The organism is Proteus penneri (assembly GCF_022369495.1).
Taxonomy (GTDB): Bacteria; Pseudomonadota; Gammaproteobacteria; order Enterobacterales; family Enterobacteriaceae; genus Proteus; species Proteus penneri.
This window is the reverse complement of the sequence record NZ_CP059690.1, coordinates 1,965,183-1,988,376: the sequence shown is the minus strand read 5'-3', so window position 1 is coordinate 1,988,376 and position 23,194 is coordinate 1,965,183. Positions and strand designations below refer to the sequence as shown.

19 protein-coding genes are annotated in these 23,194 nt (G+C 34.3%); 7 read left to right on the top strand and 12 right to left on the bottom strand.

Annotated elements, in window-relative coordinates:
* Positions 1-79 precede the first annotated feature (79 nt).
* Both H1225_RS09075 and H1225_RS09070 read right to left on the bottom strand, forming a co-directional pair.
* Complete coding sequence (locus H1225_RS09075; protein WP_072063153.1) at positions 80-997, bottom strand: helix-turn-helix domain-containing protein; 918 nt, start codon at positions 995-997, stop codon at positions 80-82.
* A gap of 377 nt (positions 998-1,374) precedes the next feature.
* A complete protein-coding gene (locus H1225_RS09070; protein ID WP_036912664.1) occupies positions 1,375-1,554 on the bottom strand; it encodes a GhoT/OrtT family toxin in 180 nt (59 codons plus the stop codon).
* Between the two features lie 699 nt (positions 1,555-2,253).
* On the opposite strand from H1225_RS09070, the gene H1225_RS09065 reads away from it, so the two are divergent.
* A complete protein-coding gene (locus H1225_RS09065; RefSeq protein ID WP_109847259.1) occupies positions 2,254-2,796 on the top strand; it encodes a DUF924 family protein in 543 nt (180 codons plus the stop codon).
* 73 nt (positions 2,797-2,869) lie between these two features.
* Here H1225_RS09065 and H1225_RS09060 read toward each other — a convergent pair whose 3' ends face one another.
* The 4 genes from H1225_RS09060 to H1225_RS09045 all read right to left on the bottom strand — a co-directional run bounded on the left by H1225_RS09060 (position 2,870) and on the right by H1225_RS09045 (position 8,326).
* Positions 2,870-3,646 carry a dimethyl sulfoxide reductase anchor subunit family protein gene (locus H1225_RS09060; protein WP_239739676.1) on the bottom strand — a complete coding sequence of 259 codons (777 nt, stop codon included), beginning with the start codon at positions 3,644-3,646 and terminating at the stop codon, positions 2,870-2,872.
* Between the two features lie 3 nt (positions 3,647-3,649).
* Complete coding sequence (locus tag H1225_RS09055; protein ID WP_023581764.1) at positions 3,650-4,267, bottom strand: DMSO/selenate family reductase complex B subunit; 618 nt, start codon at positions 4,265-4,267, stop codon at positions 3,650-3,652.
* An 11-nt stretch (positions 4,268-4,278) separates the two neighbouring features.
* Entirely contained in the window at positions 4,279-6,711 is a 2,433-nt protein-coding gene (locus tag H1225_RS09050) for a DMSO/selenate family reductase complex A subunit (RefSeq protein WP_109847260.1), read from the bottom strand.
* Between the two features lie 358 nt (positions 6,712-7,069).
* Positions 7,070-8,326 (bottom strand): mechanosensitive ion channel family protein, encoded by a 1,257-nt coding sequence (locus H1225_RS09045; RefSeq protein ID WP_072063150.1) that lies wholly within the window; start codon positions 8,324-8,326, stop codon positions 7,070-7,072.
* A gap of 597 nt (positions 8,327-8,923) precedes the next feature.
* On the opposite strand from H1225_RS09045, the gene H1225_RS09040 reads away from it, so the two are divergent.
* Positions 8,924-10,549, top strand: a complete 1,626-nt coding sequence (locus tag H1225_RS09040) for a hypothetical protein (RefSeq protein WP_109847261.1) — start codon at positions 8,924-8,926, stop codon at positions 10,547-10,549.
* Positions 10,550-10,627: 78 nt separating this feature from the next.
* Here H1225_RS09040 and H1225_RS09035 read toward each other — a convergent pair whose 3' ends face one another.
* A complete protein-coding gene (locus H1225_RS09035; RefSeq protein WP_109847262.1) occupies positions 10,628-11,206 on the bottom strand; it encodes an HdeD family acid-resistance protein in 579 nt (192 codons plus the stop codon).
* Between the two features lie 195 nt (positions 11,207-11,401).
* Between H1225_RS09035 and H1225_RS09030 the strand changes: the two genes are divergently transcribed.
* Positions 11,402-12,256 (top strand): D-amino-acid transaminase, encoded by an 855-nt coding sequence (locus tag H1225_RS09030; protein ID WP_109847263.1) that lies wholly within the window; start codon positions 11,402-11,404, stop codon positions 12,254-12,256.
* 92 nt (positions 12,257-12,348) lie between these two features.
* Here H1225_RS09030 and H1225_RS09025 read toward each other — a convergent pair whose 3' ends face one another.
* Both H1225_RS09025 and H1225_RS09020 read right to left on the bottom strand, forming a co-directional pair.
* A complete protein-coding gene (locus H1225_RS09025) occupies positions 12,349-13,752 on the bottom strand; it encodes an ATP-binding protein (protein WP_115065478.1) in 1,404 nt (467 codons plus the stop codon).
* Positions 13,753-14,418 carry a response regulator gene (locus tag H1225_RS09020; RefSeq protein ID WP_239739675.1) on the bottom strand — a complete coding sequence of 222 codons (666 nt, stop codon included), beginning with the start codon at positions 14,416-14,418 and terminating at the stop codon, positions 13,753-13,755.
* A 1,079-nt stretch (positions 14,419-15,497) separates the two neighbouring features.
* On the opposite strand from H1225_RS09020, the gene H1225_RS09015 reads away from it, so the two are divergent.
* The 4 genes from H1225_RS09015 to H1225_RS09000 all read left to right on the top strand — a co-directional run bounded on the left by H1225_RS09015 (position 15,498) and on the right by H1225_RS09000 (position 19,932).
* Entirely contained in the window at positions 15,498-16,589 is a 1,092-nt protein-coding gene (locus tag H1225_RS09015) for an NADH:flavin oxidoreductase/NADH oxidase (protein ID WP_006533245.1), read from the top strand.
* Between the two features lie 255 nt (positions 16,590-16,844).
* On the top strand, positions 16,845-17,474 hold the full coding sequence (locus tag H1225_RS09010) for a CatB-related O-acetyltransferase (protein WP_006533243.1): 630 nt from the start codon (positions 16,845-16,847) through the stop codon (positions 17,472-17,474).
* A 387-nt stretch (positions 17,475-17,861) separates the two neighbouring features.
* A complete protein-coding gene (locus H1225_RS09005; RefSeq protein WP_109847266.1) occupies positions 17,862-19,481 on the top strand; it encodes a YadA-like family protein in 1,620 nt (539 codons plus the stop codon).
* Between the two features lie 133 nt (positions 19,482-19,614).
* Positions 19,615-19,932 (top strand): hypothetical protein, encoded by a 318-nt coding sequence (locus H1225_RS09000; RefSeq protein ID WP_109847267.1) that lies wholly within the window; start codon positions 19,615-19,617, stop codon positions 19,930-19,932.
* A gap of 231 nt (positions 19,933-20,163) precedes the next feature.
* Here H1225_RS09000 and H1225_RS08995 read toward each other — a convergent pair whose 3' ends face one another.
* The 3 genes from H1225_RS08995 to H1225_RS08985 all read right to left on the bottom strand — a co-directional run bounded on the left by H1225_RS08995 (position 20,164) and on the right by H1225_RS08985 (position 23,156).
* On the bottom strand, positions 20,164-20,574 hold the full coding sequence (locus H1225_RS08995) for an acyl-CoA thioesterase (protein WP_161724940.1): 411 nt from the start codon (positions 20,572-20,574) through the stop codon (positions 20,164-20,166).
* A gap of 104 nt (positions 20,575-20,678) precedes the next feature.
* Positions 20,679-21,458, bottom strand: a complete 780-nt coding sequence (locus H1225_RS08990) for a PhzF family phenazine biosynthesis protein (protein WP_109847268.1) — start codon at positions 21,456-21,458, stop codon at positions 20,679-20,681.
* Positions 21,459-21,620: 162 nt separating this feature from the next.
* Positions 21,621-23,156, bottom strand: a complete 1,536-nt coding sequence (locus H1225_RS08985) for a peptide MFS transporter (protein ID WP_109847269.1) — start codon at positions 23,154-23,156, stop codon at positions 21,621-21,623.
* Positions 23,157-23,194 lie beyond the last annotated feature (38 nt).

Genomic DNA, 23,194 nt, shown 5'->3' with positions numbered 1-23,194 from the left:
GTTACGTTAAATAATGTTAAATCATTTACTAATTTGTATTATTTCCCAGTATCTCGTTGCTTCATTTTGTAAGATAAAATTATTCTTTTATCTTACCTTTTTCATTATTATCCACTTCAATCGGAATATAATAATTAACATCTTTTAATAACGATGCAGGATTAGTAGCGAGAATTGAAGCTGGATAATCATCTTTAAATATATACTCTTCAATATCGGGAGCACCATTCTTTCTTGGGATATTAAGTTTTCTAAGTAAAATACCATAGGTGTTATAGATAATATCTTTATAATCTAATTTTAATAATGCTTCTGGAATACTGAATTTTAAATACTTTGTATTTTTTATATGTGCATGATTTTTAAATTGAGGATGATAAACGTCAGGTTTATTTTCCATCATAGTTGCATATTTTATTGTCAATTCATTATTTTTATTAGATAAAATATTATGTAAAGCATATACCCGCTCATGCTTGGAGTGCGTATGTTGAAAGAATACTTTCCAGTAATCTTCTCGCGCTTTTTCTGTATTAAAATTCCAACCAATCATATTAGCTTTATAGGTATGCTCTATACCGATTAATGGAAGAGAGTCTATTGTGACGATTTCGATATCTAAATTAAAACCACTAAATTTTCTTAACGGTAATGTAAAGCCATAAGCTTGCCAATTCTCTTTTCTACGATAATTATAGGGCGTCATATCAAATAGCTTTTTAAACGCTCTTGAGAATGTCTGCTGAGAATCAAAACGATATTTTAATGCAATATCCAGCAGTGGTGTTTTTTGTAAGCGTAATTCAACAGCAGCACAAGAAAGTCGTCTTGCTCGAATATAAGAGGCTAATGTCAATCCTGTTTGCTCTTTAAACATGCGTTGAAGATGCCATTTGGAATATCCTGATTTTTGTGAAACATTCTCAAGTTTTAGATCTTTCTCTAAATTTTCTTCAATCCAATAGATAATATCTGTAATGACATTTTCACTAAACATATTCTAGCTCTAATTAAAAAATTATTATTGGTAATAGTAAACAATACGCGTATCTAACCAATTTACATAAGATACTGTAATGAAATTAAATTTGATTGTAAATTTATAAAAATATTTACTCTAACATTAGATTTTAAAATGATGCTCTATCTCGATAAACTGAGTATTAATATAACATTCTGATATTACCTGATAGGACTATAATTACTTGAATAAAATAACGAGCAATTAGATATTCTTTTTTAGATAAAATCTAAGCTAAAAGTGTTATTTATACAAAAAAATTAATGTATTTATATAAGAATAAAACGTAAATAGCTATTATTCTAAATTAATAGAATATAACTACTGTTATTAAATTTAAATTAAATAAAAAACTAACTAAAAATAGAAAAGATAAGTGCCATAGGAAAACTAAGCGGCCAAGTTAAGGCGATTAGTAATGCACTTAAAAGGCGCATAGCTAGACTCGGATCTTTGGTTAAAAAGAAAGTAATAATAAACGATATTACAGCTCCAATAAGGTAGCTTATTCCAATAATAGAGATAGCAGACATAACAGATCATTCAGTAAATAGACTGCAACAATTGTACTCTAAAATTGTTAAAGAAACAGAGGAATAGGGCAAACTTTTCAATAAATGTCATTACTAATGTGCAAATTTTAAACATTCATCTCATTTTTGATCTTCGATCTCTTTTGGGAGTAATCACACAAGATAATAACAAGATTAAAGCTGAGGAATCAAAAGAATGAAATATATCGCATTGATTTTATTTGTTATTTATAACAATCTTTATTGTTTTAAAATGATATTCTATAAACAATAGAACAAAACGATATAGATTTTTTTTAGTAGTTTCACTATAAAAATTAAAATTTTTAAATGCTGATTTTTAAGGCAGGATAGTGATGAAGAGATAAATTTGATGTTTGTAAATGCGCAGGTTAATTATATTACATCATGATATCGACAGAATGTAACAAATGGGATGAATGCCATTTTATACATACTTGTAGATAAATTGGCTTATGGATGGCGCGACTTAATGGATTTAAGCGTTAGCTAGGAAGCATTTAAAATCCCCTTTTAAGATTGAAAAGGGGATTTATTTTTATGCCCTTTTCGGATTGGGGTTAATAGCTGTCACTATATTAAAATGGTAACTTACTACAGTAGTAAACCGCCAATGACGTTTATTTTGATGAAAATAAACGCTGTTTTGATTAATAAACAACTAGCGTGGTAGTTTTTATGATCCCTTATCAATCAACTTTGACGTTTTGGTTTGAAGAATGCACACCAGAGCAATGGTTTAAAAAAGATCTTCAGTTTGATAAAGAAATTAGCCGCAGATTTGGTGAATTATGGTTAAGCGCGAGTCGTGGTGAGTTGGCATCATGGAGAGAAACGATAGAAGGACGCTTAGCTGAGATTATTATTCTTGATCAGTTCTCGCGTAATATTTGGCGCGATACACCAAAAGCCTTTGCCCAAGATAATATGGCATTAATCTTAGCGCAAGAAGCTATTCGGTTACCTGAATATCTGACATTAACCCCCGTTAAACGTAAATTTATGATAATGCCATTTATGCATTCAGAGTCAGCTAAAATTCATCAAGATGCGGTTATCTTTTTTTCTCAGCTTAATGATGAAAATACTTATCAATATGAACTAAGACACAAAGAAATTATTGATAAATATGGTCGCTATCCTCATCGTAATGAAATTTTAGGACGAACATCTACACCAGAAGAATTAGATTTTTTACAACAACCTGGTTCTTCATTCTAAAAAAAATGCATACCTAAAAAGGTATGCATTTTTGTTTCTTTTTTATAACTGATTAATCAGCTATAACTTTAGATTACATTGTAATATGCCATAAGTTATAGAAAGCGATACGGCCTGATAACTCGGCAATAATGACCGCAGTAGCACAAGTTACTAGCGTCATTTTTGATGCCTGTGCTTTTAGGGCTGTAAACCCAACGATAACAATACCCAATGCTAATACCGCTAATTGGAATCCCCAAAATAGAGATTGATCAGCGCTGAGTTCTGGGCCAGTAAAGCCAAGGAAGCTAACATAACCAGAGCGAGTAGCAAAAGTAATAATGGCACCGATAATAAAGGATAATGCGGCTAAACGTCTTGCACCTATTGCCATTGCTAATACACCACCGCCAACTAACAGTGTCATCCAGAATTGCAATGTAGTGTAGTCTGTATTCCAGTTAGCAATTGTAGGAATATGATAAACTTGCGGAATTGACCAAACAAATGCTAAACCAAAAACAACGGTAAATAGGTTACAAATTTCACGTAATCCCTTCCATTTTTTCATTATAGTGAGAGCAACAGTTGCGAAAGCAAAACCTGTAAACACACCACTTAAAAACGCTTCGTTACTCATTGGAGAACGACCAACGCCTAAAAGCATATTGAAAAAACGCAGTGGCTGACCAACGTGTAATCCACCAATACCTAAACCAACTAATGTTAAAACCAACGCTAAAATATTCGCATTACGTAGTTGGTTTTCATCAATTTGACCTAATTTTTTACTGATATAAGCAATAAGAAATAGGCCTGCTGCTGATGAACCTAAAACAGTAAAAAAGACTAGAGGAAGTTCATGCATGGTTTATACCTCCGCCGCATTTTGAACTGAACCGGTTTTATCACCAGAAGGTTTAGCTTCTTTGTGTGCTTTGATCACGATATTTGGATTGGTCAAACTAGGATCAGGCATTGGTGCGATACCACACTCAGTACCGTGTTTTGCTCTGATCACTTCAATATCATCAAAATCAAGTGCACGTTGAGGACAAGACTCAACACAAACCGGTTTCATGCCTTGTGCTACACGTTCGTAGCAACCATCACACTTAGACATGAGTTTTTTCTTCTCATCGAATTGTGGTGCACCATAAGGGCAACGTAACTCACAATAACGACAACCAACACAAATATCTTGGTTAACAACCACTAAACCATCTTCTTCACGTTTATGCATAGCGCCAGTTGGGCAACCTGCTACACAAGTAGGATTTGAACAATGGTTACAAGAAATGGATAAATAATAACTGTAGATATTTTGTGTCCAGATCCCGTCTTGTTTTGCCCAGCTACCACCACCGTATTCATAAACACGACGGAATTTAGGCCCTAAATCTAAATCTTTTTCATCCTTGCAACTGACTTGACAGGTTTTACAGCCAGTGCATTTAGTGGAGTCAAAATAAAAACCATATTGCTTCATGAGTTAACTCCTTATGCACGTTTCACTTCAACAAGGTTTGTATGTTGTGGATTTCCTTTAGCAAACGGCGATGGGTGCCAGCTTGTTAATGTATTAATACATCCACCTGTATCTACACCTGTTGTATCAAGTGAACGCCACGCACCTTGCGGTACTGCAATCACACCAGGTAATACACGATCTGTCACTTTAACGCGAATATTTAAACGACCACGATCATTATAAATCTCAGCAATATCGCCAGATTTTAATCCGCGTTCTTGCGCATCAATTGGGTTTAACCAGAATTGATGCGGAATAGCTTCACGTAACATAGCAACGTTATAGTAACTAGAGTGAACGTGGCCTTTGTCGTGGAAACCGGTCATTTGTAGAGGGAATTTCTCTTTAAGCTTAACGTTTTCAACACCTTCTTCATTTTTACAATATTCTGGAATTGCAGGGATACGGTCGCCTTCAGGTAAAACCCAGCCATCGGTATCTTGCATTAGTTTTTCAGAATAAATTTCAATCTTACCTGACGCTGTTTTTAATGGGTTAGCGATAGGATCTTGACGGAATGCTTCAAGTGCAACGTATTGATTACGATTAGGTAATTTACGATCGATAATTCCTACATCGTTAGTTTCTGCAAATGTAGGTAGCGCTGGATTTTTCTCACGCATTTGGTTATAGCAATATTCAATCCACTCTTCGTAAGTACGTCCTTCAGTAAATTGCTCTTTGGTGCCCATCTTTTCTGCTATGTCAGTTAAGACATCATAGCAAGGGCGGTTTTCCCAAAGTGGTTTAATTGCATTTTGTAAACGGACGACATAGTGGTAAGCACCACTTGCATAAGAGTTATTGATAAGATCGTTAGTCTCAACAGTTGTCACATCTGGCAATAAAATATCAGCGTATTTTGCAGATGGTGTCATGTGGTTATCCCACACTAAAATAAACTCACATTTTGATTCATCTTGCAGTAAATCATGTGTTTTATTCAAGTCAGCGTGTTGGTTACCAATCACGTTACTGGAATAACACCACATAAATTTAATACCTGTGTCGAGTTTATCTTTATTTCTAACACCTGCATTTTTGCTGGTCAGTTGATCACCGCGAGCAATTGCTTCAGACCACATAAATGTTGGGATCAAGGTTTTAACTGGGTTAGGCAGAGCAAAACTGGCAACTGGATAAGCAACGTTACCGCCCCAACAACCGGTATTTGTACCTGGACGACCAATATGACCTGACATTAATGGCAGCATCATAATCGCGCGACATGCCTGCTCACCATTTGAAGTACGCTGGATACCCCAACCTTGAGAGATCCACGCAGCTCTTGCACCACCAATTTCACGCGCTAATTGGATAATACGAGAAACAGAAATACCGGTTAATTTACTCGCCCATTCAGGTGTTTTGGCAATGCCATCTGGGCCATTACCTAAAATATAATCTTTATAAGAGCCATTTTCAGGCGCTGATGCTGGTAATGTTTGTTTATCCCAACCGACACAATATTCACGTAAGAAATCTTCATCGGTGATGCCTTCTTGGATCATTACATAACCTAATGCAGCGACTAATGCAGCATCGGTACCTGGATAAATAGGGATCCATTCGGCACCTAATGTTGTCACACTATCGGTACGACGAGGGTCAATGATGATAACTTTACTTTTGCTCTTATCTAACGCATTTAATGTTTCATAGAACTGACCACCACCAGACATACGAGTTTCAGCAAGGTTATGACCAAACATCACGACTAAGTCTGAATTCTCAATTTCTGTTAACAGTGATTCTAACATGTCCCCATAAACATAAGGCACAATACCGGTTAATTGAGAGTATGAATAAGTACCATAGTCACTTAAAAAGCCGCCAACAGTGCTTAATAAACGTTTACATGCGGTTCTACCGTGTAAGTTTGCGCCAGTAGAGCCTGTACCATATTGGTAATAAATGGACTCATTACCGTATTTTTCGATGGTATATTTTAATTTTTCCGCGATGATTGAAGTGGCTTCATCCCAAGAAATGCGTTCAAATTTACCTTCACCACGTTTACCAACTCGCTTCATTGGGTATTTTAAACGATCTGGGTTATACGTTTTCCAGCGTACAGAACGACCACGCAGACACGGGCGAATTTGGTGAAGACCGAATGTTGAATCGTCATACATAGTTTCATTAGAAATACGACGAATAACGCCATCTTTCACATGCACTTTTAATGGACAACGGCTACCACAGTTCACTAAGCATGCACTGTATTTGATAGTTTCTGAAGTCTCATCAGGACGAATACCCTGGGGGATTTGAGCATTAGCAGCGAATGGTAATGAAACCGTTCCTGCAACAGCGGCAGCACCAGAAATAACTGCTGCAGACTGAATGAATCCACGCCGACTCATTTCAGTAATAGAAGTATTATTTTTAATTTTTGACATTGACATTACCCTAACATTTTTCACAACAAGTAAAGTTGTATATATATGTTAAGTTATAACCCTTCTACCTATAATGATTTATATCAATATAAAAAATGTTAATAACGTTATCTAAAAAAATAATTATTAAACAAATGGTTACATTTTTTGATAAATACCACTTTAGTGGTAAACGAAATATAAATTAAATAGGATTTAACAATCAATCGATATGTAAAAAATAACATATCGATTTTCATAAATATCTAGAAAAACAAGATTGTTAACATAATAACAAAATAAGAGATTAAAAATATTTGTTAATTAGAAAAGTAAAAAAGAAGAATAACTCTTCTTTTTTACTTAATACGAAAATGATTTATTGAGGATTATTTTCGACAGGAAATCTGAGTGCTCTTACATCATTTCCGGTTGGAGATTGGTGAACCCTTAAGCCGAATTGAGGCAAAATAGCAAAGATATGATCAAATATATCTGATTGAATTGCCTCGTATTGAACCCAAACAGTGGTGTTCGTAAAGGCGTAAATTTCAATGGGTAGCCCATCCGAAGTTGGTGCTAATTGTCTTACCATAATCGTCATTTGCTTATGAACATTAGGATGGTTTTTTAAATAAGCTTCAACATACGCACGGAAGGTTCCAATATTGGTCATGCCTCGTTGGTTTAATGGTGTTTGACATTCATTGCCCAAGGTTGCATTGAATTGATTAATTTCACTTTCCTTATTTTTTATATAAGGCGCTAACAAGTGGGCCTTTTCCAGATTATCAATTTGTTTTTTATCTAAAAAATGGATGCTGTTAATATCAAGAGCAAGACTTCTTTTAATACGACGTCCTCCTGATTTTGTCATTGCTTGCCAGTTTTTAAAAGAATCTGAAATCAGAGAATAAGTTGGAATAGTCGTAACCGTATTATCCCAATTACGCACTTTGACAGTTGTTAAACTAATATCAATGACAGCGCCATCAGCTCCATATTTAGGCATTTCTAGCCAGTCACCAAGACTTATCATGTTGTTTGCAGATAATTGAATACCGGCGACTAATCCCATAATTGGATCTTTAAACACCAACATTAATACCGCCGTCATGGCGCCTAAACCACTGAGTAAAATAAGGGGTGATTTGCCAATAAGTAGGGAAATAATCATTATCCCAATCAGCACTGAGGCGGCGAGTTTTAAGCTTTGAAAAATACCTTTTAATGGTAATCGGCCAAATGAGGATGAATTTCTCATGATCTGCATACAGAGATCCATAATAGAGAAAAGCATCAACAAGCCAAAAATTAAGCACCATGCTTGAGCACTGGTGGTGAGAATTTCTTGGGTTTTACCCGATCCCATCCACACCAACGCTTGGATATTAACAACAATACCTTGGATTAAAAAAGCAAACCGACTAAATAACTTATTTATTTCTAGAGAAAGTTGCCATTTCTGATCGTACTGACTTATCGCTTTGGAAATTTTAGGTAAAACTAACCTGTGCAAAATAAAATGAAGAATGATTGCGACAAGAAAAATAATGGCTAAAACGAGTAGGAGAGAAGCAACTTGGGCGTACTCTTCATTAAATTGACGTATCCATGTAAGCAGTTGCTGCTGCATAAAATATCCTCATAGTTAATGCGGGTTGTATATTAAGATTATAGAAAAGAGAGCTTAGTTCAATAAGGTGAATTTTTTGTTACGAAAAATGCGAGGGTAAACGAAAGGGTGAATAAGCGTAGTAGAGTGAATAAAAGCCAGAAATAGTCTTTTGTACGATGAGGGTGCTATTTCTGGCTTTATACTATATTTTATTTTAAATCAAATAATTACAGTAAGCGAGTTGATGATAATTTTACAACAACTTGGTGCAGATGAGTAATAAAAGAAGTCATTGATTTCATATTAAGTATCCTATTAATAAAATGTGACTCATATCACAAATATTTTCTAAGATTGATTTTAATCACATTTCCATAACAGTCAATAGCTTTATACAAAAATATTTTAAATTTTAAATTATTTTTTATATTAAAGGTGTTTTTATTGTTTCCATAAATGGGTTCATATTGGAATGCTTTTTATCTTGTTGTTTATTAAACATTTTTTTGTTTCGTCTAACAACAATGCTTAGTTGACTTTTTTCTATTGTGATTTTCGCTCAAATTTTTTGCTTTAAGCTAAAAATGGAATCGGAAAAAGAAAGGAAATCACTCAATGAATATCGAAACAAAAGAAGAACGTTTGCAAAAAATCATACAAGGTGAGAAGGACAAGTTAGCTCTTCAGCCTCCCGTTCATAATATGCAGTCTCAAGTTGTTACTGATGATGATGATGTGAAGATTGAGTTCAATCAAGTCAAATCATTACCAGATGAGACTGATAACGAAGTTAAAATGAACCGAGTTATCAAGTATGAGGTGGTTGTCACGGGGATTAATCTACGTTTGGCAGAATGGCGTACGAGTCCGAAAGGGATTTTAATTCTACCTAATAATAAAGATGTCTACATCACGATAGTGGATGACAACAAAACAGAAATTTCTTTAATGGGTAATCGAAGTGGGGTAGCATCATTACAATTAATCTTAAAAGATGAAGATGATGAAAACATTGTTCATTATGCAACACCGATTCAAATTCGAGTTACGCCTCCAAAGCCTAATCCTAATAATGATTGTATAGCGACTAATTGTGAGAAGTTTGATGACTTGTTAACAATACGTTCAGAATCTATGCAATGGCCAAGTAAGTGGGAAAGTGTTTCTAAAAGTTTTGTGGTACATCTTCAAGATGAAGAAGGTGAGGATAGTCAAAATAAAGAGGTCAAATTAATTTACGATGTGGAGAATAGCACATTAGCTGTTGAGCCAGAAATTTATAATTCCGATGGCGAGCAAAGTAATATTAGCAAAACGAACAAATACGGTATTGCAAATTTTAAAGTGAAATTTAAAAAGAGTGAACCTAAACAAATCGCTATATTCCATGCCGAAACTGAAAATAGCGAAGATCCAACGAAGCCAATTAAATCCAGAGATTACTATGTTGAAATGACAACGGAGAAATTGCCTTCTCCTAGAGTGCCTGCAACATTAAATGGTATTCTCAGCTATCATAGCGAAAATTATTGCGTTAACGCGAATCTTATTTTAGGTCGCGATATTAGTGAAAGCACACAAGTTGGGTTTTATTTTAATGACCAACTTAAGATGTTGCCATGTACTGACAAATCAGCCGTTTCTGTGAAATTAGAAAATCAGTCATTAACAAATGGTATTCATTATATTTCTTTCTTTACTGTTGATATATTCGATAATGTCTGTTTTTCTCGACGTGAACGTATTATTGTTGATAACTCTTTAACGGGGGAGTGCAGTAAACAAATTAGAAATATTGCACCTAAACCTAGTATTAGTGTCATTATTCCACAAATTTGTGACCGCTATTTTAACTCTGTAAATATTAGGCTTGTTCCTTCTTTATGTTTGCAAATTAAAAACCGCGTAGCAAAAATGAATATCCAAAAAATAGTCATCATCTTTAATGGTTATTCTCGGGCAAATAGCAGTGATAGAACTCTAGTGTATCGTTCTACACTTGAAATCTACGCCGATGATCCTCGTTTAGATGATTTCTTACACGATGCAACACTTAATAACGACCCTATTAATATCGTTGAAATTGTTGAGCCTGCATTAGAGAGTATTTTGGCAGATGCATTGCCTAATATTGAAGTCGGGCATCTCGGTATTCAGGTGATGGTATTTGAAAGAACAGGAAACTGTTATCTTTGTGGAGAAAATATGTATACGGTATCTCTGCGTTTACCTTGTGCTTAACATAAGAAGATTTTTTCTACTAAAGAGCCACATGATGTGGCTCTTTACGTTTAAAGCTACTGTTAGCTGAAAAGATGATTAGTGCGTCATTCGTTTTATAGCACCAGTAATGGATAAAATAGTGATTGAGCTTAAAATAAGCTGTATACCAATTAGCGCCATAACTAAAGCGATAGACGTTTCAAGATTAAATGCGAATAAGAAATAAGCGATAACTAAATCTAAAATACCCGCTAGAATATTAAACCAGCCATAATAATTATCTTTAATTTGTTTGAAACCGATAACTAAACGAAATATTCCTGCAAAAATAAATAAAAAACTAATAAAGAAAGCAAGACTTAGCATTCCTTGCAATGGATCAGAAATAAAAATATAGCCGAGCAGAAGATAAATAAAACCCGCTAATAATGTAATCAGTATTGACCAACCTGAAAACACTTGGGTATTAAAGCCACCAAAAATGGTCGAGATACCACAGACTATAAATATAATACCTAACAATACGCTGATAACGATACCAGAAGAGAGCGGATTAATAATACAGATAATACCCGCAATTAAACCTAATACAGCAATAACGTTCATTAAAGTGCATTGTTTTTTAACTAGTTTTTCTGTTAGTTGAGATAAATTATTTTTATTAATATCTAACATAGCAACCCCTTTTTCCTTATGTTTGGTACATAAGCTAAATTATAGCAATTTTTGCTTATATAGCATGATTTCTTTAAAAAAAAATATAATTAAAAAGAGGTATGAAGGTAGATAAATCATTTTTGAAATATAAAATTGAAAGAGTAGAGTGGTAGGTTAAATCAAAAAATAAATCAAATTTATAGCGGAGGTAAAATGTCTGATATAGTGTATTTAGACGGTCACTTTGTACCTAGAGAGCAGGCTAAAGTATCTGTTTTTGACCGTGGTTTTTTATTTGCAGATGCAGTTTATGAAGTTACTGCGGTTATCGATAGTCAACTAATCGACTTTAGCGGGCATTTCCAACGATTACAACGATCATGTAAAGAATTGGGTTTATCGATTCCCATTACTAAAGATCAATTAATTAATATTCATCATCAGCTTATCGAAAAAAATAATCTTCATGAAGGGCTTATTTATTTGCAAATAACTCGAGGTACAGATTCCTCTCGTTTTTTTGATTTTCCACCTTCATCCGTCTCTTCCACAATAGTGGCTTTTGTTCAACATTCAACAGTGGTTAATCACCCTAATGCAAAAGAAGGGATTTCAGTGATCAGTGTTGAAGATATTCGTTGGCAACGTTGTGATATAAAAACCGTTGCCCTATTAGCTGCTTGTTTAGCCAAACATCAAGCACATCAACAAGGTGCTGATGATGCCATTTTAATTAAAGAAGGCTATATAACAGAAGGTAGTTCAAGTAATTTCTTTATTGTTAATCATGATAATGAAATTATTACACGGCCACTGAGTCAGGATATTTTACCAGGTATTACACGCCAAGCGATTATTCAATTAGCGAAAGAAGAAGGGCTTAAAATAATAGAACGCCGATTTACACTTGATGAGGCGAAAAAAGCCAAAGAAGCTTTTATTAGCTCAGCGACTACATTAATTTGGCCAGTTATTTCAATCGATAATCAAGATATTAATCAGGGTGCAGTTGGGCATTTATCCCAACGGTTACGAGAGATTTACCTTGATAAAACACTTAAAAAATAATTGACTAGACAGATATTCTTTATCAAATTTATCGCACTGCTTTCAGATTTTTATTGTTATATAGCAGTGCGGTAAATTTATCATTTATTCTGTTAATCATTATCTGATAATTTCACTTCTAAAGGTAAAACAATAATAAAACCAATCCCTTTATTATTTAATCCTTCAGTAATAATTAGCGATGCTTGAATTTTTTTAGCGAGATTTTGTGCAATAGATAGACCTAATCCGCTGCCTGTTGCGTTAGAGCCAGGAACGCGATAAAAACGTGAAAATAGAGCATTGATATGTTCTTTTGCGACACCAGGGCCATTATCACGCACAATAACATGGATCCCTTCCACGTATCGATTCTCAATAGTTACCTCAACTTGACTACCTTTAGGGCAATATTTTATGGCATTATCAAGCAGATTATTAAATATAGAAAGTAAAGCCTGTTTATCGGTTTTAATCGTCAAAGCGTGGCCTTCATTAAGTGATAACTCAATATTTTTAGTAATCGCATAAGGAACGTGTTGTGCTATTGCATTTCCAATGACGTTATAGATATCAAGAGATTCTATTTTTAATGGGAAGTTGTCACATTCTAGTCGCGCTAAATCAATTAATTGATGAGAAAGAGCAGCTGCTCTATCAAGAGATTGTTTCATATCATCAATAATTTCTTCTCGCTCTTGCTGATCATCGACTAAAGAGAGTAAGTGTAATTGAGCAATAACTGCAGCTATTGGTGTTCTTAATTCATGAGCTGCATCTGCCATAAATTGTTTTTCACGAATATTGGCCTCGTCAATTCTGGCCATTAATTGGTTTAGTTCTTTAAAGATAGGGCGAATTTCTTTAAATTGTTGGCTTACATTAATTGGTGTTAAGTTACGCGGTTTGCGATTGGAGATAAGTTCAGCTGCTTGTCTTAAAGGCCGTAAACTAAAATATGCGGTAATTAAGATTGCAAAAATAACAGTTGCGAGAATAAATAAGAAAGGAATAAAGGTGCCTTCAACGGGGTTACCAATAACATGGCCTCTGTCTTCAACTGATTCACCAATAAAGACTTTTATTTTATGTTTTTCTCCCCAACTAAAAGAAAGTATCCATTTTTCACCAGCGACAGACACTTTTTCTGATGCTAATGAAAGTACTCTTGTAGGGATAGGCAACTCAGGGCGGTTAGTATAAATTAACGTATTATTTTCATCTAAGGCAATAAACCATGGTAGATATTGTAGTTCATCATCTTCACCATTAAGCATGGCATCGATATACATACCTTGTAAATTATGAGCGACTTCTTTGATAACTTCAGGTTGGTCAGCCACAATCTCTAAGGTATTAGCAAAACCCTCAGCAATAATTTCTTGCTGTTTGTTGTAAACTTTTTCGAACTCAGCAAGATAATCAAATTGTATCCAAGCTAACCAAACGCCCCAAAGCATAATTATGGAGATAATCTGAAGGACAATGGTGTAAATAAAGAAGGAGCGGATTTTCATTTAATTAGTTTCTTTTTTTAATAAATAACCTACGCCACGAACCGTGATAATACGTTCTTTACCTATTTTTCTCCGTAAATTATGCATATGCACTTCAAGGGAATTACTTTCAATTTTATCGTCTAAACCAAATAAACGTTGTTCCAACTCTGATTTACGCACCACATTGTCAGTATTACGCATTAATTCATATAATAGTTGATATTCTTTACCTGATAATAAAAGCAATTCGTCATTTAAAGTGACTTGATGGTTTGCTGGATTAAGTTGTAAATCGCCAATAGACCATATTTGTGAAGAAAAACCGGCCATTCTACGACTAACCGCTTTTACGCGAGAAATCAGTTCTGGCATAGCAAAAGGCTTTGGTAAGAAATCATCTGCACCTGAATCTAATGTTTGTACTAAATTATCAATTTGAGTGCGGGCAGTTAAATTGATAATCGGGATTTTCTCGCCATTTTTTCTAAGTGCAATCAGTTCATCCTGCCCCTCACCATCAGGTAGGCCTAAATCTAATAGCATTAAATCAAAAGGACGCTGACTTAATTGAACACGAGCATCTGCAAGCAATCTGACCCAACATGGCTGAAAACCAGCAATTTCAAGCCCGCGACAAAGTGCTTTACCGAGTTGTAAATCGTCTTCAACCAATAAAATATTCATGATAATACCTATCTAAAATTGTCTTAAGAAAGTATAAGAGCCAAATAAAAATTGAGCAATATAATAAAATGCAAAGCAAGGTTTGATTAATGAACTCTTAATGTAAGATAAATTTTTATTTAATATGTATTACTAAAAATAAATGACTGGAATTTTTAGAAATAAATTGAGGTAAGTATGCCACTTATTTCATGTTTATCGCATTAAGGCATTTAATATTAAAGATGTATTTAGATAGAATCCGTGTAATAAACACTAATGTGAATAATAAATATCTCGTCTTATTATGCTAAAGTAACTTAAATACTTTATTTAAACTACTTTAGATTTAAAAGTGAAGTCTATTATAAAATGATATTCAATAAATAAGGTTTCATTTTTAAAATAATATAAATATAAAACATTGATTTCATTGGTTAATATAGCTATCAAATTGATGTCTTATTCTTTTATTAAAAATAAATAGTTGTTTTAATATATCCCTGTTGTACAACATTTTATTAGATTTAAATTATTTACTTGATTCATCTATACTCTTGCAATAAATATTAACTACTTGAAAAGGAATTTAATTTTTAATAAAAGGAATTTATATGAAATTAGATGGTGTTATTTAGTATAAATTAAATCATTCTGTGTCAGAAATGCTCCCAACCCTCTGGGAGCATTTCACATGATGTTATTACTTATAAAGTGAGTTATCCCACAATATTAAGTTAAATGGCAAATTTAATGGTACCACCAATAACATATCATTAGCCCAATGTTGAAATAGCCAATAACTTTTTGGCATTAATGTATATTTTGTGTCGTCAATAATTGTTGTTTTATCTTACTGATAACGAACAGAAATTTGTATTTTTCCATTTTTACTTATTGGTGAAACCTGCCAAATTTAATGATTAATTAGCAAAATGATCAGTAATTGATACTGATCTTTTTGTTTTTCACAATGTGAAGTAAACCATCGCCTAAATGCATAAGATCCGATAGCCTTAAACTTGTATATTTAAATAGTATATACAAGTGTGAAGATATTTTTCTTTGCATAAATTCTTATTGGTAGCAGGAGGCTTTAAATGAGTTTGTTGTTCTCCCCTAAAAAACTAGGCCCCCATCAGTTAGATAACCGTATTATCGTTGCACCTATGTGCCAATATTCAGCACAAGAAGGTTACCCGACAGCATGGCACACTATTCATTATGGGCAACTAGCACTATCTGGTGCGTCGCTAGTGATTGTTGAAGCAACTGCGGTTGAGCCAAGAGGTCGTATTAGTTATAAAGATTTAGGCATTTGGTCTGATCAACATGGCAATGAATTAAAAAAACTTGTTGATAATATTAAGCAATATTCACCTGCAAAAATGGGTATACAGATTGCACATGCAGGACGTAAAGCATCGACCGATTTACCTTGGAATGGCGGAGCATCATTAGCGCCAGGAACTCCTAATGGATGGCAAAAAGTTGCACCTTCAGAAATTCCTTTTGGAAAAAATCATCAGCCTCATGCTCTGGCTATTGATGAAATTGAAGAAATAAAACAAGCTTTTGTTGATGCTGCGAGAAGAGCTGAGTCAGCAGGATTTGATGTTATTGAGATCCACGGTGCTCATGGGTATTTATTGCATGAATTCTTATCTCCATTATCAAATCACAGAACGGATCAATACGGTGGCGATTTCAATAATCGTAGTCGGTTATTGGTGGATATCTTTGTGGCTGTGAAAAATGCAGTTTCTGATAATGTCTGTGTCGGTATCAGAATTTCTGCGACTGATTGGGTGGAAGGTGGTTGGGACTTAGAAAGTACGATTGCGTTAACACAACATCTTGAAGAATTAGGTTGTCATTATATTCATGTTTCTTCTGGTGGATTATCAGAAAAACAAGAAATTAAACTGGGTCCTAATTACCAAGTACCATTTGCCCAAGCAATTTATAATGAAACGCAACTACCTGTTATTACTGTTGGTTTAATTACCGAGCCAGAACAGGCCGAAGCCATTTTGCTTACAGAGCAAGCTGACTTTATCGCTTTGGGTCGAGGTATTCTTTATGATCCTCGCTGGCCTTGGCATGCGGCAGAAAAACTCAAACAAACCATCAAAGTAGCGCCTCAATACTTACGTTGTGCGCCTCATGGTAGCAAAGACTTTTTTAAATAGTGATATTAAGCCACGGGAAATAACAGAGGGTTATTAAGGGTATCCGTGGCTTTTTCTTTAATAACCTTTATGATGGTGCGGATAAACTGCAAGCATAATCGTATTGTGTTGTAAAAATAGGTCGTAAACAAGATGAAAAAGAATCCTTTATTGCTTCAACCAAGGATTGCCTAAGACGATGTGTTTTGAATGCGAACACATCATCAGAGAATTAAGCATTCTTTGATGGCTCATTAATTTATTACGAGTCATATTATGAAAAATAAACATTGGTCACGTGTAGAATATCTGCACGAAACAGTTAAAAATCAAAATATTATCATTAAAGGGCAACACAGTTATTACAGTGATTGTTGGGATGATGGTTTTGAAACTTCTGTTGTTCGTTATCTTTATGGTGATGAAGTTAGCCTGCAATGGGAGCCATTGTGGGAAATTGATAAATTATATGTTGGTGATTATGTCTGTATTGGCGCACAGGCGGTTATATTAATGGGTGGAAATCATACTCACCGTATGGATTGGTTTTCACTCTATCCTTTTATGGATAAGCTTGAGGAAGCCTATATTGGTAAAGGTGATACTCATATTCATGATGGTGTATGGATAGGAATGCGTGCAATGATAATGCCCGGTGTGACGATTGGAGAAGGTGCTATTGTTGCGGCTAATAGTGTTGTTTCCAAAAATGTTGAGCCTTATAGCATTGTGGGAGGGATACCCGCTCGACACCTTAAATATCGTTTTGAGCCAAAGGTTATTGAGCAACTTTTATCTTTAAAGATTTACCAATGGTCGGAAAAGAAATTTGAAACACTTAGACCTCTTTTATGCCAATCATCAATTGATAAATTATTAATCGCAGAAGCACAATTTATTGAATAATGCTAACCCCCTAAACAGAAATAAGTTTAGGGGATTTACTTAGTGTTTCGTTTAATAAATGGCATTATTATTTCTAGATTAGAGATACCCTTTATTTGATCATTATCTCAAAAGTAAAAAATTTTTATTCTTTGTAAATAGCGAATAAATTTATTTGAATTTTATTTCCTTTTTTCATCAATATTCTTTAGTTATTGATTATTATTTAAATATGAATCAAGTAGAGACTTTTTATTTATAATAAAGTTAATTGTATTGTGATGTTATTATCTTTAATTAATAGAGTTTCAATTTATTATTAGTTTATTTTATAATATATATAATGTGTAAAAAATAAAATACATATTACTCTATATATGAGTTAATTAATTATGGAGTGATGTGGATATGATTAAAAATAAATATTTTAAGGTGAAACTATTAGTTATTTCATTATTATCATCACCTTTATCTTATGCAAATAATACGACCTTATTAGGTGTAAATAGTAGAGCCGATGGTAATGAATCTACGGCAGTTGGATACAATACGTGGGCACATTCTGATCAATCAACGGCAATTGGTGCTAATGCAGGAGCCGAAGGCGAAAATGCAACTGCAATAGGTCATAAAAGTACAGCTATTGGTGATAATGCGATGTCATTGGGAAGTGGTGCTATGGCTATTGGAGAAGGTTCTCTTTCTATTGGAACACAAGCTTATAGTGAAAATAAAGATTCAATTAGTATAGGGAGAGGGGCAATAAATAACGCTGAAAATGGTGTTATTTTAGGTAGTGGTAGCCACCTTTCTGATAATGCAGATAATTCAGTTATTATTGGTAGCAAATCTTCCGGATCAGCAAGTAATGCGATTATATTAGGCGATAACAGTAGTAATAATCGTAATAATACATTATCAATCGGCAGTGATAAAAATCAGAGACAAATTATTAATGTTGCCGCAGGAACTGAAGATACCGATGCGGTTAATATTTCTCAATTAAGGAAAGAAAAAAATAATATTCTTATTGAGACAGATGAGCGTATTAATGAAAATAATAAAGTAATAACAGAAAATATTATAAAAGCAAATGAAACAGTCTTAAAAGAAAGTGAATTAAAGGCAAAAGCATTTGCTGAAAGTGCAGAAAAAAAATCAAATCAATATACTGATAATAAAATCAAAGAACACCAAGATAATACAGTTAGTTATATCAATGAAGTTAAAAATGAAATTTATCTTTATAATGAAGACAGGTTATCTGATGTTAGGGTAGATGCTGAAAATTATACTAATAATAAAGTTAATAATATGAAAGAAGGAATCGAAAAAAACATAAATACTAGAGTTGCTGAATCTGAAAATAAGAGTAAAGAATACACTGATTTTAAAGTGAATGAGCATGATAAAAAAATAGTTAAACATGTTGATAATATTAAAGATGAAATGACTTTTTTAACAACTCGAAAGGTTAATGCATCAGAAAAAAATGCTAACAGTTATACAGATATTGAGATCAGTAAAATAGCATCAGGTGTGGAAAGGCTGATTGGAAAAAATAATGCGAAATTAACCAAAGAACATCAAAATTATGTTACCCAAAAAGGAAATGAGTATATTTATGTGACTAACACGATAATTAATGAAAGAGATGAATCGCTGAAGGAATATATCGAAAAATCAAAAAATGATTCTATCTCTATCGCAAATGAATACACCAATAATAAATTTAAAAATATCTTTCTTGATAATGATATTGCACTTAAGAATATGGATAATAAAATTGATAAGGCAGACAAAAGGGCAAGTGCGGGCATTGCTTCTGTCGCAGCGATGGCTAATATTCCTTACGTGACTAATCACACATTTAGTTTAGGTGTGGGAGTGGGTAATTATCGTGATGCGAATGCATTGGCAACCGGTGCCCAGTATCAAATAACAGAAAGTGCCATTATTCGCGTTTCTGCTTCATGGAACACAGAAGATCGCGGTGTTGTCGGCGGCGGTGTTTCTTATGGCTGGTAAAGCACTTTTGTATTGTATTCGATAGAATGAAAATTAGGGATAAGGCTGTTTCTTTTTTATTTATCTACTGGCTTTTATACCTTCGATTTGAATAATAAAGATAACAGCCTTTGTTTTCTATAATGAGTAAATTATGATCTATCTTCATTCTGGTGGTGGTGTTTTTGAAAAACAAGTAAGAGTTAATAAAATAGCAACGGAAAAAGCGCAAGAAATTGCTAAAAATAAGATAAAACAAGTGGCACAACTTAGCACTTTTGCAGATTTTCCTGTTGATATTGAAGATGTCGGGGTGATATTACTGATTGAACCCACTATTGAATTCGCGCTGGAAGTGGGGCGATTGTATTCACAATCAACGGATATTGTTATTGCTGAAAGTGCAATAGTGGGACGGAAACTGACTTTGTGTCAGATTGAATTTGTGGTAACAAAAATCTGTGTTCTGTGATTTTTTAGATTTATTCAGTTATCCACATTAATTGTGGATAACTCTTGTCTTACATGTTAGTAATCTTATTATTTATTGATTTTATTGGTTATTTTGTTTTGATTGAAAAATATCCATCTAAATTAATGTTATTAATACTTTGTTATTATTAAAAATAATAAAAAACTTAATAAAATAGTGTAGTTTTTAATTAAGAAAGATAAAAAGTATGACAAATCTCTCTATAAGATATTATTTATCGAATAATGGAGTTGGTTTTCCGTCATGATCAACCGCAACAAAATTAAACTGACCGTGGATCACTTCTTCACGACCTTCTGCGTACATATCTTCAAGAAAAATAGAAACATTTACCGTCAAACTTGTACGACCAACACGAATAACTTCACCTACTAATTCAATAATCGTCCCGGATGGAATAGGGTGATTAAAATTTATTTTTTCAGTTGAAACTGTCACTAGGCGTTTACGGCTAAAACGAGTGGCGGTAATAAATGAAACTTCATCCATCCAAGCTAATGCTGTGCCACCAAAGAGTGTTGAGTGGTGATTAGTCGTAGTAGGGAATATGACTTTAGATACACGGGTGATTGAATTTTTAATTTTATCTTGTAGTTCAAGAGATAAGTCAGAGATGGACATAACAATAAAGCCTTCTTTTTATACTGTAGGGAGAAATTGCCCACAGTATAAAATAGAGTAAATTGAAAGCAAAGTAGATGAAGGGCTGATTATATCGCTCATAATTAAAAGGTTATTTCACCAGTTAAAAAGAGTACAGCCTCTCCTGTCAGTAAAACACGATTATCTTTTAGCGCACAGTCGATATTTCCACCTCGTTTTGAAACTTGCCTTGCTTTTAATTGTTTTTTATTGAGTTTATTACTCCAAATTGGCGCTAATACACAGTGAGACGTACCAGTAACGGGATCTTCATTTACCCCTTTTACGGGGGCAAAGAAACGAGAAATAAAATCAAAAGGAGAGTGGCCTTTAGCTGTGATAATCACGCCGGGTAAATCTAACTGTGCGATTTGAGAGAAATCAGGTTGATAACTAATCACTGTTTCAGGATCAGATAAAAAGCAAACATAACGATCACGCGCTTGCCAAACTTCATCTATTTGTAATGCTAATTTTTCTTCAATCGCTGATTTTATACCGTTATTCAACGTCGCGGGTATGGCTGGGAAATTAAGTGTAAAGAGAGTGCTTTGACAAGAAACAGTGAGTTCACCCGAAAGAGATTGGAATTTAAAGAGATCATCAGGGGACTGTTTTATCGTTTTTAGTACAAAAGCAGTGGCCAATGTTGCGTGTCCACAAAGGGGAACTTCAATTTTAGGTGTAAACCAACGAATATGGTCGCCAACTAAAAAAGCGGTTTCAGGTAAATTAATCTCACTAGCAAGAGTAATTAAGGTGTTATCAGGCAACCATTCTTCTAATAAAACGACAGCCGCAGGATTTCCTGAAAAAGGTAGAGAGGAAAAAGCATTAACATAATAAATAGGAAGAACAGTCATCGCATTACCTTAGTGATAAACTATCAACAAATAGAAAGTAATGAGATTAAGTGTTTTAAATATTAGGTGCAATACTTAAAAACAGTGTTTAAATTGTAGGATATAACAGTAAAAAGCCATGCCTAACTAATTAGACATGGCTTCAATAACGAGCAAGTGAAATTAAGCTTGTGCTTTCTCTTTGCTATCTGCGCTTTGTAAAATCTTACGAACTGGAATAATCAGTGCAGCAAGAACAACGGCACAAATAACCAGAGCGATAGAAACATGAGAGAAGAAATCAGGCATCACATCCAATTTGTCTGGACGAATATTTCCCCCCATTAAACCAGCAGCTAAATTACCTAATGCGCTTGCACAGAACCATAATCCCATGACCTGACCACGCATTTTAGCTGGAGCTAAAATAGTCATTGTAGCAAGACCAATAGGACTTAAGCACAATTCACCCAATGTTAGTAATAAGATACTGCCAATTAACCAAAGTGGTGAAACGCCTTGTCCTGTTGCAATAACACTTTCAGATGCAAACATCATGACGGTAAAGCCACCCGCTGCAAATAAAATACCAATCACAAATTTAGTCATACTGCTTAAATTCATATTATTACGTGCCATCATTGGCCATAACCAGCTAAATACAGGCGCAAGAATAATAATAAACAGGGCATTAACAGATTGGAACCAAACTGCTGGGATCTCAAAACCCATAAAGTTTAAGTCAGTATAGTCGTTGGCAAATAAATTAAATGATGTCGGTTTTTGTTCGAATGCAGACCAGAAAAGGGCTGCTGAAACCAGTAATAGGAAACAAACAAATAAGCGAGAACGGTCACTACTGCTTAATCCAGCAAATAGGAATAAATAGATAAAATAGGCGATAACACTACCGGAAATCACATAAACCATAAAGTTAGCCACAACAACTGGGTTAAAAGGAATAACACCAGAAATGATAAGACCAACAATTGCCATAAGAACGACAGATAACGCTAAAATCCATTGACCGACATTACGACGAACAACCGTTGGGCGATCCCAACTTGAATCTAAACCCACTTCGCTATCAAAGCGACGCATGGTCGGTACTGCGTAAAAGCGGAAAATCAGTAACGCAACAAGCATACCAATCCCACCGATACCAAAGCCCCAATGCCAGCCATAATCACGCACTAAGAAACCGGTGATGAGTGGTGCAATAAATGAACCCATATTGATACCCATATAAAATAAGGAGAATCCACCATCACGGCGAGTATCATCCTTTTTATATAAGGTTCCTACCATCACAGTTACGCAGGTTTTAAATAGTCCTGTACCCAATACAATCAGTAATAAACCGATAAAGAACAGATTTTGTGACCAAAACGCTGAAAGTGCGATGGATAAGTGCCCTAACGCGATAAAGATAGAGCCATACCATACAGCTAGGCGTTGACCTAACCAGTTATCAGCTAGCCAACCTCCAGGTAACGAGGTTAAATAAACACCGCCTGCGAAAATACCCACAATAGCAGATGCCTGCTCTCTGGGGATTTCCATGCCACCCTCATAAACGGTTGCCGCCATAAATAGAATTAATAATGGGCGAATACCATAGAAAGAAAAGCGTTCCCACATTTCGGTGAAGAAAAGAGAGCTTAATGGATATGGGTGGCCAAAGAAAGTTCGGCTAGATTTTGAGTGAGTAGATTGCATCTTAAATTCCCAAAAAAAACCTCTACAGGTCGTTTGCA

Bases quoted from the DNA above. Each gene is read 5' to 3' on its own strand.
- H1225_RS09075 (WP_072063153.1), bottom strand. From the start codon at position 997: ATGTTTAGTGAAAATGTCATTACAGATATTATCTATTGGATTGAAGAA.
- H1225_RS09070 (WP_036912664.1), bottom strand. From the start codon at position 1,554: ATGTCTGCTATCTCTATTATTGGAATAAGCTACCTTATTGGAGCTGTA.
- H1225_RS09065 (WP_109847259.1), top strand. From the start codon at position 2,254: ATGATCCCTTATCAATCAACTTTGACGTTTTGGTTTGAAGAATGCACA.
- H1225_RS09060 (WP_239739676.1), bottom strand. From the start codon at position 3,646: ATGCATGAACTTCCTCTAGTCTTTTTTACTGTTTTAGGTTCATCAGCA.
- H1225_RS09055 (WP_023581764.1), bottom strand. From the start codon at position 4,267: ATGAAGCAATATGGTTTTTATTTTGACTCCACTAAATGCACTGGCTGT.
- H1225_RS09050 (WP_109847260.1), bottom strand. From the start codon at position 6,711: ATGTCAAAAATTAAAAATAATACTTCTATTACTGAAATGAGTCGGCGT.
- H1225_RS09045 (WP_072063150.1), bottom strand. From the start codon at position 8,326: ATGCAGCAGCAACTGCTTACATGGATACGTCAATTTAATGAAGAGTAC.
- H1225_RS09040 (WP_109847261.1), top strand. From the start codon at position 8,924: ATGAATATCGAAACAAAAGAAGAACGTTTGCAAAAAATCATACAAGGT.
- H1225_RS09035 (WP_109847262.1), bottom strand. From the start codon at position 11,206: ATGTTAGATATTAATAAAAATAATTTATCTCAACTAACAGAAAAACTA.
- H1225_RS09030 (WP_109847263.1), top strand. From the start codon at position 11,402: ATGTCTGATATAGTGTATTTAGACGGTCACTTTGTACCTAGAGAGCAG.
- H1225_RS09025 (WP_115065478.1), bottom strand. From the start codon at position 13,752: ATGAAAATCCGCTCCTTCTTTATTTACACCATTGTCCTTCAGATTATC.
- H1225_RS09020 (WP_239739675.1), bottom strand. From the start codon at position 14,418: ATGAATATTTTATTGGTTGAAGACGATTTACAACTCGGTAAAGCACTT.
- H1225_RS09015 (WP_006533245.1), top strand. From the start codon at position 15,498: ATGAGTTTGTTGTTCTCCCCTAAAAAACTAGGCCCCCATCAGTTAGAT.
- H1225_RS09010 (WP_006533243.1), top strand. From the start codon at position 16,845: ATGAAAAATAAACATTGGTCACGTGTAGAATATCTGCACGAAACAGTT.
- H1225_RS09005 (WP_109847266.1), top strand. From the start codon at position 17,862: ATGATTAAAAATAAATATTTTAAGGTGAAACTATTAGTTATTTCATTA.
- H1225_RS09000 (WP_109847267.1), top strand. From the start codon at position 19,615: ATGATCTATCTTCATTCTGGTGGTGGTGTTTTTGAAAAACAAGTAAGA.
- H1225_RS08995 (WP_161724940.1), bottom strand. From the start codon at position 20,574: ATGTCCATCTCTGACTTATCTCTTGAACTACAAGATAAAATTAAAAAT.
- H1225_RS08990 (WP_109847268.1), bottom strand. From the start codon at position 21,458: ATGACTGTTCTTCCTATTTATTATGTTAATGCTTTTTCCTCTCTACCT.
- H1225_RS08985 (WP_109847269.1), bottom strand. From the start codon at position 23,156: ATGCAATCTACTCACTCAAAATCTAGCCGAACTTTCTTTGGCCACCCA.